Raw genomic sequence first — 11,929 nt, 5'->3', positions numbered from 1 at the left:
GCGGCCGCCCCGGGGAACACGTACGGTGGAGCACCATGAACGTCACCCGAGGATTCACCGGGCGTCCGCGCGTCGCCGACCCCGGACTGCCGCCCGGGCAGTACGACGCCGCCGACGACTGGCCCGTGCTGTCCGCCGAGGTCACGCCCGGCATCGCGGCCTCGGACTGGACGTTCCGCGTCGACGGCCTGGTCGCCGAGCCACGCACCTGGGACTGGGAGCAGACACGGCAGCTGCCCGCGTCCGCGTACGAGGGCGACATCCACTGTGTGACCGGCTGGTCGAAGTTCGGGGTGCGGTTCGAGGGCGTGTCACTGGACGTCTTCCTCGACGCGGTACGGCCCGTCGCCGGCGCCACACACGCCGTCGCCTACTCGCACACCGGGTACACCACCAACCTCCCCCTCGAGGACCTGCGGGGCGGGCGCGCCTGGATCGCGTTCGCGTACGACGGCGCGCCGCTGCCCGCCGAGCACGGCGGTCCGGCGCGGCTGCTGGTGCCGCACCTGTACTTCTGGAAGAGCGCCAAGTGGATCGCGGGCCTGCGCGTCCTCGACCACGACGAGCCGGGCTTCTGGGAGCAGAACGGCTACCACGCCCGGGGCAACCCCTGGGAGGAGCAGCGGTACTCCGGTGACTGAGACCTTCGCGCCCCCGACCCGGTTCGCCGTGCCCGGCCGTATCGCCGTGAGCGAGCAGGCGGCCACCCGGTGGCAGACCGCGACCCTCACCGAGATCCGGCGGGAGACCCCGCACGCGGCGACCTTCCGCCTGGCGGTGCCGGCGTGGCCGGGGCACCTGCCCGGGCAGCACCTGACGCTGCGGCTGACCGCGCCCGACGGCTACACGGCGCAGCGCCACTACTCGATCGCCTCGGCGCCCGACGACTCCGGGCACATCGAACTGACCCTGGACCACGTCGAGGGCGGCGAGGTCTCCGGCTGGTTCCACACCGTGGCCCGCCCCGGCGACCGGGTGGAGGTGCGCGGCCCGCTGAGCGGCTTCTTCGCCTGGCCCGGCGACCGGCCGGCGCTGCTGCTCGGCGCGGGCTCCGGGGTCGTACCGCTGATGTCGATGGTGCGCCACCACCGGGCGCGGCAGCTGGCCGTGCCGCTGCGGCTGCTGGTGTCCGCGCGCAGCCCCGAAGAGCTCATCTTCGCCCGGGAGTTCGGCCCGGAGACCACGCCGGTGTTCACGCGCCGCGCGCCCGGGGGCGTGCCGGTGGGACGGCTGTCGGCCGCGCATCTGGCGCCGCTGGTGGCGCGGCCGCCCGCGGGCGGCTGGGAGGCTTACGTGTGCGGGTCCAACGGCTTCGCGGAGCACGCCTCGCGGCTGCTCGTCGCCGCGGGCCTGCCCGTGGACCGCATCCGGATCGAGCGCTTCGGCTGACGGGGACCGGGCCCTGCGACCCGCACACCGGGCTTCGCGGTGGCCGGTCGCGTACAGGTGACCCGACCACCTGCCCGGGCTCCGAGCCGCCGGGCCGTCCGGCCCGTCGAACGAAACCGGTCCGCGCGGTCGCTCTGACCAGCGGCGATCGGCCCACACAGGCCCTCGCGCGCGGGCGGTCACTGCGCGGACAGGGGCTGGCGAGTCCTCCGACCACCGCCGTACGGTGTGATCACCTATCGGTGTTTTCTGTGCGCGAAGGCGGTTTTTGATGGCCCTGTTCGATCTTCCCCTCGACGAACTCCGTGAGTACCGCAGCGAGTCCACCGAGCCGGAGGACTTCGACGCCTTCTGGTCCAAGACCCTCCAGGAGGCCCGCGCGCACGATCTGGACGCCCGCTTCGACCTGGTCGACACAGGACTGACCACGGTCAAGGTGTACGACGTGACCTTCGCCGGGTTCGGCGGGCACCCGGTCAAGGGCTGGCTGACGCTGCCCACCCGGGTCGACGGGCCGCTGCCGCTGGTCGTGGAGTTCATCGGCTACGGCGGCGGCCGCGGCCTCCCGCACGAGCACCTGCTGTGGGCGTCGACGGGCCGGGCGCACTTCGTGATGGACACGCGGGGACAGGGCAGCGCCTGGGGCGGCGGGGGCGGCACGGCCGACCCGGTGGGCGGTGCACCGGCGTACCCCGGCTTCATGACGCGCGGCATCGACGCGCCGGAGAACTACTACTACCGCCGGGTGTTCACCGACGCGGTGCGCGCGATCGAGGCGGCGCGCTCGCACCCGCTGACCGATGCGGCCCGGACCGTGGCGATCGGCGGGAGCCAGGGCGGCGGCATCACGATCGCGGTGGGCGGCCTGGTGCCGGATCTGGCCGCGATCGCTCCGGACGTGCCGTTCCTGTGCGACTACCCGCGCGCGGCGACGCTGACAGACCGCCACCCGTACCGGGAGATCGGCCTGTTCCTCAAGACCCACCGCGGGCGCACCGAGGAGGCGCTGCGCACCCTGTCGTACTTCGACGGCGTCCACTTCGCCGCCCGGGGCCGGGCGCCGGCCCTCTTCTCGGCGGCGCTGGAGGACCAGACCTGCCCGCCGTCGACAGTTTTCGCCGCGTTCAACGCCTGGGCACACGAGGACAAGACCATAGAGGTGTACGACTTCAACGACCACGAGGGCGGCGGCCCCTATCAGGAGGCGGCCAAGCTGCGCTGGCTGCGGTCGTACGCCTGAGCCGGGCGCCGGGGCCGGCCGGTCCAGGTCGCGTAGGTGCGGTCGGGGTGGATCACGGACGGATTTCGGCCGAACCGCCCGGCCGCACTTCCGAACTGGTTTAGACCAATGGTAGATCTGGTGGCGCAATGAGCCCGAGCGGCTACGGTACGTCATCAACAGGAGGCGGGGCATGGCCCGCACCACCCCCCGGAACCACCCGACGACGGAAGGAACGACCGAGGAACGGCCGCTGTACTGGAGAGTCGCCGGCGAGCTGGTCGGAGAGCTGCGCGACGGCACCATCCCGCCCGGTGAACGGCTGCCGGGCGAACGGCAGTTGGCCGCGCACTTCGGGGTCAGCCGGGAGACCGTCCGGCAGGCGCTGGACGTGCTGCGCCGCGACGGGCTGATCTCCACCGACCGGCGGGGCAGCCATGCCACGCTGACCGGACTGCCGGTCGAGGCACCCTCCTCGCTGGCCTTCCCGGTCGGCGTCCGCACCGCCGACCCGGACGCCTTCGACCGGGCCACCGTCGCCTGGGAGGCGCCCCCCGCGGAGCACGCCGTGGCGCTCGGTCTCGCCCCGCACCGGCCGACCCTGGTGCACCGCTACCGGTCGGCGGCGGCCGACGGCACCGGGCTGCGCACGGCCGTGACCTCCTTCTCCGCCGTCGCCCTCGCCGAGGTCGAGGAGCTCGCCCGCTACCGCGACCGCGCCGACGGCTCGGGCGCCGCACAGCTGCGGCGGACCTACGACTGGATGCGCCGGGCGGGCCTGACCCTGCATCACCGCGACTCGATCACCCGGCTCGAGAGCGGCGCCTCGGTACGGGTGATCCGGCGCGTCCACGACCAGTACGCACGCCCGCTGGAGATCACCGACCTGATCGTGGACGCCCGCCAGGACGCCCTCGTCTACGAGTTCACCCTGCCGGCCGCGGTCTGACCCGCCCTCCCCCGGCCCGGCCGCCCGCTCGTCAGAAGTCCGCCGGGGCCGGCCTGCGGGCCGCGATCATCCGGGCCCGGGGGCTGCCGTCGGCGCGATGGCCGAACCCGGGCAGCGCGTACAGCTCGACCCGGAAGCCCGCGCGCTCCAGCTCCCGCCGCACCTGCCCGAAGCGCAGGGCGCGGTAGTACATGACGAACGGCGGCCGCCACACGGCGTTGCGCACCCGCATCACCGCGTCGAAGCCGAGCAGCATCCAGAACGCGGCCGAGCGCGGCCGGGGCGGGGCGAGGACCGGGAACGCGAACAGGCCGCCGGGCCGCAGTGCCGCGTGGACGCCGGCGAAGAGTCCGGGCAGTTCGGCGGGGAGGAAGTGGCCGAACGCGCCGAGGCTGACGACGAGGTCGAAGCCGGAGGTGAAGGGCAGGGCACGGGCGTCCGCGCGCACCAGGCGGGCCCGGGGACCGGCGTCCGGGAGCCGTTCCCGGGCGACGGCGAGCATCCCGGCGCTGAAGTCGACCCCGGTGACCGACCTCCGGCACACGCGGGCCAGCACGTCGAGGCCCGCGCCCGTGCCGCAGCACAGGTCGAGTCCGTCGTCGTAAGGCCCGGTCAGGTCCAGGAACGTGCCGACGGCGTCCAGCACCGCGTCCGGGGTCCGGAACGGGGTGTGGTCGAACTTCGGCGCGAGCAGGTCGTAGCCCCGCTCGACGGAGGACAGCGCCTGCACGGCGAGCTCGCGGAGCGTGGGACCTTCGGGGCTGAACATCGGCGTCAGCTTACCCGTGGTCCCACGGACAGGTCCGTGGTACATTGCGATCAGCACGTGTGTACGCCCCGTTTGCGGGCGCCGGTGCGAGTTCTCCTTTCTTTCGTGCCGCGAGTTCTCTTTTTTTCGTGCCTTTCGGCCGATCCGTACGCCGCTTCAGATCGCGCGTCCGGTATGTCGGCCTTCTGTCACCACCCGGTCGGTCGTGTGTGTCCCGCGTTCGCGGGTCCGGCGTACCCGGGGTGGTGTTCTCGCGCCGCCGCGGACCCTGCTCCGAGCAGCCTCCGCCCTGCGGCTTCTCCCCTTCCCCACACGCCTGTTGCCCCACGCGCCTGACGTGTCGTCCGTCCGTGAAAGGACCACCATCCATGACCACCACACTCGAACACCCTCCGGTGGAGCGCCGGCCGTCACCGGCCGCCCGGCCCGTCACCGGTGTCCTGGACATCGACGCCGGCGGGAAGGGCAGGCTGCGCGGTGCGGACTGCCTCTCCTCCCCCGCCGACCCCCAGGTCTCCGCCGCCCTGATCCGCCGGCACGGACTGCGCAGGGGCGACCTGGTCGAGGGCGTCCTCGGCGACCGGCGCTCCGTCACCGGCATCGTGCGCGTGGGCGGGCGCGCCCCGGACGAACCGGGGGGCCGACGCCGCTTCGCCGATCTGACCCCGCTGCACCCGCGCGAGCGGCTGCGCCTGGAACATCCGGCCGCCGGTCTCACCGGCCGCGTGGCGGACCTGGTCGCGCCCGTGGGCAAGGGCCAGCGCGGTCTGATCGTGGCACCGCCCAGGACCGGCAAGACCGTGCTGATCCAGCAGATCGCAGCCGCCGTCGCCGGGAACCACCCCGAGTGCCGGCTGATGGTCGTGCTGCTGGACGAGCGCCCCGAGGAGGTCACCGACATGCGGCGATCCGTGCGCGGCGAGGTCTACGCCTCCACGTTCGACCGGACGGCCGCGCAGCACATCGCGCTCGCCGAACTCGTCGTGGAGCGGGCCAAGCGGCTCGTGGAGGCCGGCGAGGACGTCGTCGTGCTCCTGGACTCCCTGACCCGGCTGTGCCGGGCCCACAACAACGCGGCCGCCACGGGGGGCCGCACCCTCAGCGGCGGTGTCGACGCGGCCGCGCTGCACGGCCCCAAGCGGCTGTTCGGGGCGGCCCGCCTGGCCGAGGAGGGCGGTTCGCTCACCATCCTCGCCACCGCGCTGGTCGAGACCGGCTCCCGCGCCGACGACCTCTTCTTCGAGGAGCTGAAGAGCACCGGCAACCTGGAGCTCAGGCTCAGCCGCGAACTCGCCTCCCGCCGCCTCTTCCCGGCCGTCGACATCCAGGCCTCCGGCACCCGCCGCGAGGAACTCCTCCTCTCCCCCGCCGAGTTGACGGCGACCCGCGGGCTGCGCCGGGTACTGCGGGACCGCGACGGGCGGACCGGTCTGGAGACCCTGCTGGAGCGGCTGCGCGACACACCCGACAACGCCACGTTCCTGCGCCGCGTCCAGCCGACGCTGCCGAGCGGCTAGCCGGGCATCGGCCGGGTGCCCGTGGCGACCCGAATGGCGGCGGGCGCTGGGACATCCGGGTGCCGGTGGTCCCCGTTCGGCCCTCGGCAAGCTCCCGCCTCCGCCGGTTCGTTCCTAGCTTTGCGATATGACGATCGGCTTTTCTCCTCGAGCGACCCTGTCGGCCTGCGCACTGTGCGCGGCGGGCATGCTGCTGCTGGCCTCACCGGTGGCCGCGGTGGGCGGGTCCGGAGCGGACCCGGGCACCCAGGGGCGGCCGAAGACGGCGATGCCCCAGCCGGCCCTGCTGAATCGCGAGGGCACACTTGTCCGGCTCCACGCCGGGGCACCCGAGACGCCGGACGTCTCCGCGATGTCCTGGCTGGTCGCCGACGCCGGCACCGGCGAGGTGCTCGCCGCGCACAACGCGCACGTGAAACTGCCGCCCGCCAGCACCCTCAAGACCCTGTTCGCCCTGACCGTGCTGCCCGCCTTCCCCGGCGGCGTCCAGCACACCGTCAGCCACGACGAGCTGATGGGGATCGGCGAGGGCAGCAGCCTGGTGGGGGTCGTCGCGGGCAACACCTACAAGGTGGCCGACCTGTGGCGCGGGGTGTTCCTCAACTCCGGCAACGACGCCGTGCACGTGCTCGCCGCGCTGAACGGCGGCTGGGAGCACACGGCCCGGCAGATGCAGGCCAAGGCCCGCACACTGGGCGCCCTGGACACCCATGTCGTCTCCCCCGACGGCTACGACGCCGACGGGCAGGTGTCCTCGGCGTACGACCTGGCGGTGTTCGGGCGGGCCGGGCTGCGCAACCCGGACTTCGCGCGCTACTGCTCCACGGCCGAGGCCGCCTTCCCCGGACTGGGCGGCGCGACGTACGAGATCGCCAACACCAACCGGCTGCTGACCGGTGCCAAAGGTGTGAAGCCCTACCCCGGTCTGATCGGCATCAAGAACGGCTACACCACCAACGCCGGAAACACCCTCGTCGCCGCGGCCCACCGGAACGGGCGCACCGTCCTCGTGACGGTGATGCACCCTCAGCAGGGCGGCGGACTGGGGGTGTACGAGGAGGCACGCGCACTGCTCGACTGGGGATTCGACGCCTCCGGGCACGTCGATCCGGTGGGCTCCCTGGACGCGCTGCGCCCGGTGGCCCACACGGCCCAGGCCGCGTCCCCGGCCGCCGCGCCGCACGCGGCCGCATCGGGGCCCGCCTCGGACTGGGACTGGCCCACGACGGGCGCGGTCGCCGGCGGGGCCGGGCTGGGCGCGGGCGCGCTGGTGATCGCCCTGCGGCGCAAGGGCAAGCCGATCGCCCGCGGCTGAGCCGGCTCAGAACACCGACAGGCCGGTGAGCGTGGTGAAGCGGTCCAGGGCCGCGACGCCCGCCACCGAGTTGCCCCGCTCGTCCAGACCGGGACTCCACACGCACAGCGCGCACCGGCCGGGTACGACGGCGATGATGCCGCCGCCCACACCGCTCTTGCCGGGCAGCCCGACCCGGTAGGCGAAGTCGCCCGCCGCGTCGTACGTCCCGCAGGTCAGCATGATCGCGTTGACCTGCTTGGCCTGGCTGCGGCTCAGCAGCCGGGTGCCGTCGGCGCGGACGCCGTGCCGGGCCAGGAACGTGGCGGCCAGGGCCAGGTCGGCGCAGGACGCGGCGATCGAGCACTGACGGAAGTACTGGTCGAGCAGGACCGGCACCGGGTTGTCGATGTTGCCGTAGGACGCCATGAGATGGGCGAGGGCGGCGTTGCGGTCGCCGTGCGCGGTCTCGGAGGCGGCGACCTCCTCGTCGAAGTCGAGGTCCGGGTTGCCGCTCTCGGCACGCAGCAGGGCGAGCAGTTCGCCGGCCGCGTCCCCGGTACGGGTCTGGAGGCGGTCGGTGACGACCAGGGCGCCCGCGTTGATGAACGGGTTGCGCGGGATGCCGTTCTCGTACTCCAGCTGCACCAGCGAGTTGAACGGGTTGCCCGACGGCTCGCGGCCCACGTGCTCCCACAGCTCGTCGCCCTCGCGGGCCAGGTCGAGCGCGAGGGTGAACACCTTCGTGATGGACTGCGCCGAGAACGGCTCCTGCCAGTCCCCCACCCCGTACACCGTGCCGTCCAGCTCGGCGACGGCCATGCCGAAGGCGCGCGGGTCGCGGGCCGCGAGCGCCGGGATGTAGTCGGCGGGGCGCCCGCGGCCGGGCGTGTGCTCGACCTCCTCGGCGATGCGCTCCAGGACCGGCTGGAAGGTCGGGGAGGACGACGGGGGAACTGGCATGATCACCATTGTGCCTCCGGCCGGTCCCGGTGCACCGCCGCGGCCGGCTCAGACCAGAGGTGCGCCGCTGCCGGCCACGACCTCCGGCCGCAGCAGGTCCGCCAGCCGCTCGGCCGGCAACAGGCCCTTCTCCAGCACCAGTTCCGCGACTCCGCGGCCGGTGGCGAGGGCCTCCTTGGCGATGTCGGTGGCGGCGGTGTAGCCGATGTGCGGGTTGAGGGCGGTGACCAGGCCGATGGAATTCTCTACGGTGGCGCGCAGCGCCTCGGTGTTGGCGGTGATGCCGTCGACGCAGCGCTCGGCGAGCGTCAGGCAGGCGGCCCGCAGATGAGTGATGCTCTCCGACAGGGAGTGCAGGATGATCGGCTCGAAGGCGTTGAGCTGGAGCTGTCCGGCCTCGGCGGCCATGGTGATGGTGACGTCGTTGCCGATCACCTCGAAGGCGACCTGGTTGACGACCTCGGGGATCACCGGGTTGACCTTGCCGGGCATGATGGACGATCCGGCCTGCACCGGCGGCAGGTTGATCTCGCCGAGGCCGGCGCGCGGCCCGGAGGAGAGCAGCCGCAGGTCGTTGCAGCTCTTGGAGAGCTTGACCGCGATCCGCTTGAGCACACCGGACATCTGGACGAACGCGCCGCAGTCCTGGGTGGCCTCGACCAGGTTGGCCGCGGTGACCAGGGGCAGTCCGGTGATGTCGGACAGGTGGCGGCGGGCGGACTCGGCGTATCCGGCGGGCGCGTTGAGGCCGGTGCCGATCGCGGTGGCGCCGAGGTTGATCTCGTGGATCAGCTCGACGGCCTCCGCGAGCCGGCTGCGGTCCTCGTCGAGCATGACGGCGTACGCGGAGAACTCCTGCCCGAGCGTCATCGGCACCGCGTCCTGGAGCTGGGTGCGGCCCATCTTCAGTACGTCGCGGAACTCGACGGCCTTGCGGGCGAAGGCGTCCTGGAGCACGGCCATCGCCTTGAGCAGCCCGCGCACCGCGAACACGGTCGCGATCTTGACGGCGGTCGGGTAGACGTCGTTGGTGGACTGGCCGAGGTTGACGTCCTCGTTGGGGTGCAGGTGCCGGTACTCGCCCTTGGCGTGGCCCAGCAGCTCCAGGGCGCGGTTGGCGACGACCTCGTTGGCGTTCATGTTGGTGGAGGTGCCGGCGCCGCCCTGGATCACGTCGACGACGAACTGGTCGTGCAGCTTGCCGGAGCGGATCTCCCGGCAGGCGGCGACGATGGCGGCGGCCTTGCCCGGGGCCAGCAGTCCGAGCTCCTCGTTGGCGAGGGCGGCGGCCTCCTTGACGGCGGCCAGGGCGTCGATCAGGTGCGGATAGGCGGAGATCGGCGTTCCGGTGACGGGGAAGTTCTCCGTGGCGCGCAGGGTGTGGATGCCCCAGTACGCGTCGGCGGGGACGTCGCGGTCGCCGAGCAGGTCGTGTTCGCTTCGGGTGACGGCGGTCATGAGGATGCGGCCTCTTTCGGAGGTACGAGGTCTCGTCGTCCCCCTCCCGTCGTCCGCCCGGAGGACTGGCGGACCGGGACATGACGACAGAGCCCGGAGAGGAGGGGTGCGGGTGTGGTCAGGCGCAGGCCGGCTCGGTCAGTGGCTCCAGCGTGCGGACCGGGCGGACCCGGCCGACCGGGACGCCGCCACCCAGCAGCGGCTCACCCGCGAACTCGGTGAGCAGCTCCGCGTCGACGCCGGCCCGGACCAGGGCCGCCGCGGCGACCGGGATCCGGGCCCGGTTCGCACCGTCGGCTATCTTCACGGCGACAGCCCTGCCGTCCGGCAGCGCGGCGACCTGGACGCCCTCGAACCCGTCCTTGGCGAGCAGTCCGGGCACGGCCCGCATCAGCGCGGCCACGTCCCGGCCGGAGCCGGAGGCCATCTCGGCGTGCTCCCGCATCGCGTCGGCCACGCGGGCCTCGGGGCTGCCGGGGGCGGCCGTGGTGACACGGGCGAGGGCGCGGGCCAGGCCGTACAGGGAGACGGCGAACAGGGGCGCGCCGCATCCGTCGACCGTGACCTGTGCGATCCGCTGGCCGGTGAGGTCCTCCACGGTCTCGGCGACGGCCTGCTGGAGGGGGTGGGCCGGGTCCAGGTAGTCGTCCAGGGACCAGCCGTTGAGCTTGCAGGTGTAGAGCATGGCCGCGTGCTTGCCGGAGCAGTTCTGCGCGAGCCGGGAGGGCCCGCGGCCCTCGCGCACCCAGGTGTCCCGGACGGCCGGGTCGAACGGCAGGTCGGGGACGTTGCGCAGGTCGTCCTCGGTCAGTCCGGCCAGTTCGAGGATCCGCCGGGCGCCGGCCAGGTGGCGTTCCTCGCCGGAGTGGCTGGCCGCGGCGAGCGAGAGCAGGTCGCCCTCGAGCGGGAGGCCGGCCCGCACCATGGCCACGGCCTGGACGGGCTTGAGCGCCGAGCGCGGGTAGAAGGCCGCCTCGATGTCGCCGAGCTGGAAGTCGGTCCGGCCGTCGGCGCCGAGGACGACGACGGAGCCGTAGTGGATGCCCTCGGTCACGCCGCCGCGGACGAGGTGGGCGACGGGGGCGTGGAGGGGGTCGCGGACGAGGGGTGCCGCCGCGGGCGAAATGCTGTACATCACTGCCTGCATCACTGGTGGGTGGGTGAAGTGGGCCTGCGCGGGATTCGCGTGCCGGCCCTGCTGGGGGTGCGGTCGGCGGGGCGGCTCACGCCTCGGTTCCGCCGTCGGTGGGCTGGTCGGGGCGCGCCGCGCGCATGATGTCGGTCAGGGTGGTCTCGACGCGGTCGAGGTGGTGGGACATCGCGGCCACCGCCTCCTGCTCGCTGCCGCCGGTGAGGGCCTCGACGATGGCGCGGTGCTCCCGGTTGGACTGCTCGCGCCGGCCGCCGAGCTCGTTCAGGAAGGCCGACTGGCGGGCCAGCGCGTCGCGGATCTCCTCGATGACCCGTCGGAACACCGGGTTGCGGGCGGCCTGGGCGACGGAGAGGTGGAAGAGGGTGTCCAGCGCGACCCACGAGGTGGTGTCGGTCTCCTGCTCCATCCGCTCCAGCAGGTGGACCAGGTGGTCCAGGTCCTCGGGGGTGCGGCGCCGCGCCGCGTAGCCGGCGACCGGGATCTCGATGTGCCGGCGCACCTCCAGCAGGTCGCTGGCCGCGTAGTCGCCGAAGGTGGGGTCCTCCACCGCACTGGCGACGACGAAGGTCCCCTTGCCGGTCCTGGAGACGGTCAGGCCCATGGTCTGCAGCGCCCGCAGGGCCTCGCGCAGGACCGGCCGGGAGACCGCCAGGGTGCGGCACAGCTCCGCCTCGGAGGGGAGCTTGTCCCCGATGGCGTACTCGCCGCGCTCGATGGCGCCCCGCAGGTGGGTGAGCACCGCTTCCATCGCGCTGACGCGTCGCGGCACCGGTCCACCTGTCTGGCTGTCTGACAGGTTCACGGGCTGATGGTGCGGGTGGCGAGTGCTTCCTGTCAAGCGAAGCGAAAAGACGGCGTTCACTCCGCGTTTTGTCGCGAAAGCGAGCATCCAGCCGGTGATTCTGTCCTTGGGCGCTCTTCCCGGCCGCACCGCCTTCCGCCACCATGGAGCACATGGCGGACACAGCGGCATCGGCGGAGACCTTGCAGTCGGACCTGATCGACCTGACGGACGTACCCCTGGCCGAATTAGGCGAGGTGCCCCTCTTCCCGGCGGCGCTCGCCAGTCTGCTCGGGGGGCTCGCGGCTTCTCCCGCGCCCTTGTGCGAGGGCAACATGGCCGCCATGTGCGGGACTACTCCGTGGCTGTCCACTGGTGCGCCGCATGACAGTTGAGCGCGCTTGAGAGGTTCCGGCTGCCGCTGTCGACCGTCACCG

General features: G+C 73.1%; 12 protein-coding genes. 7 read left to right on the top strand and 5 right to left on the bottom strand.

The genetic code is table 11. The features are described from left to right. Positions 1-35 precede the first annotated feature (35 nt). From IE318_RS03595 to IE318_RS03580, 4 genes are all read left to right on the top strand, one after another. Positions 36-641 (top strand): sulfite oxidase-like oxidoreductase, encoded by a 606-nt coding sequence (locus IE318_RS03595; RefSeq protein WP_189896195.1) that lies wholly within the window; start codon positions 36-38, stop codon positions 639-641. Then, the gene (locus IE318_RS03590; RefSeq protein ID WP_189896192.1) at positions 634-1,389 is read left to right on the top strand and encodes a ferredoxin reductase; all 756 of its coding nucleotides are present in this window, start codon (positions 634-636) and stop codon (positions 1,387-1,389) included. The genes IE318_RS03595 and IE318_RS03590 overlap by 8 nt, the downstream gene beginning before the upstream one ends. Before the next feature lie 271 nt (positions 1,390-1,660). Next, positions 1,661-2,629: an acetylxylan esterase gene (locus tag IE318_RS03585; RefSeq protein ID WP_189896190.1), complete on the top strand. Its 969-nt coding sequence runs from the start codon at positions 1,661-1,663 to the stop codon at positions 2,627-2,629. A gap of 172 nt (positions 2,630-2,801) precedes the next feature. Then, on the top strand, positions 2,802-3,557 hold the full coding sequence (locus IE318_RS03580; protein ID WP_030165980.1) for a GntR family transcriptional regulator: 756 nt from the start codon (positions 2,802-2,804) through the stop codon (positions 3,555-3,557). A 31-nt stretch (positions 3,558-3,588) separates the two neighbouring features. Here IE318_RS03580 and IE318_RS03575 read toward each other — a convergent pair whose 3' ends face one another. Further along, complete coding sequence (locus tag IE318_RS03575; RefSeq protein WP_189896188.1) at positions 3,589-4,326, bottom strand: class I SAM-dependent methyltransferase; 738 nt, start codon at positions 4,324-4,326, stop codon at positions 3,589-3,591. A 368-nt stretch (positions 4,327-4,694) separates the two neighbouring features. On the opposite strand from IE318_RS03575, the gene rho reads away from it, so the two are divergent. Further along, positions 4,695-5,843 carry a transcription termination factor Rho gene (gene rho / locus IE318_RS03570; RefSeq protein WP_189896185.1) on the top strand — a complete coding sequence of 383 codons (1,149 nt, stop codon included), beginning with the start codon at positions 4,695-4,697 and terminating at the stop codon, positions 5,841-5,843. 127 nt (positions 5,844-5,970) lie between these two features. Next, the gene (locus IE318_RS03565) at positions 5,971-7,158 is read left to right on the top strand and encodes a D-alanyl-D-alanine carboxypeptidase family protein (protein ID WP_189896181.1); all 1,188 of its coding nucleotides are present in this window, start codon (positions 5,971-5,973) and stop codon (positions 7,156-7,158) included. 6 nt (positions 7,159-7,164) lie between these two features. Here the strand turns inward: IE318_RS03565 and IE318_RS03560 are convergent, their stop codons facing one another. The 4 genes from IE318_RS03560 to IE318_RS03545 form a co-directional block, all read right to left on the bottom strand. Continuing rightward, positions 7,165-8,109 (bottom strand): glutaminase, encoded by a 945-nt coding sequence (locus IE318_RS03560; RefSeq protein ID WP_189896178.1) that lies wholly within the window; start codon positions 8,107-8,109, stop codon positions 7,165-7,167. A 39-nt stretch (positions 8,110-8,148) separates the two neighbouring features. Continuing rightward, entirely contained in the window at positions 8,149-9,558 is a 1,410-nt protein-coding gene (aspA, locus tag IE318_RS03555) for an aspartate ammonia-lyase (protein WP_189896176.1), read from the bottom strand. Between the two features lie 118 nt (positions 9,559-9,676). Further along, positions 9,677-10,693, bottom strand: coding sequence for an asparaginase (locus tag IE318_RS03550; RefSeq protein WP_189896173.1), 1,017 nt, complete (start codon positions 10,691-10,693; stop codon positions 9,677-9,679). Between the two features lie 88 nt (positions 10,694-10,781). Next, positions 10,782-11,459, bottom strand: coding sequence for a FadR/GntR family transcriptional regulator (locus IE318_RS03545; protein WP_189896443.1), 678 nt, complete (start codon positions 11,457-11,459; stop codon positions 10,782-10,784). Between the two features lie 206 nt (positions 11,460-11,665). On the opposite strand from IE318_RS03545, the gene IE318_RS03540 reads away from it, so the two are divergent. Further along, a complete protein-coding gene (locus tag IE318_RS03540; protein WP_189896171.1) occupies positions 11,666-11,887 on the top strand; it encodes a hypothetical protein in 222 nt (73 codons plus the stop codon). Positions 11,888-11,929: the final 42 nt, after the last annotated feature.

It is taken from the genome of Streptomyces spiralis (assembly GCF_014654675.1).
Classification (GTDB): domain Bacteria; phylum Actinomycetota; class Actinomycetes; order Streptomycetales; family Streptomycetaceae; genus Streptomyces; species Streptomyces spiralis.
The sequence above is the reverse complement of the archived record's forward strand: the minus strand, read 5'-3'. Positions and strand labels throughout refer to the sequence as shown.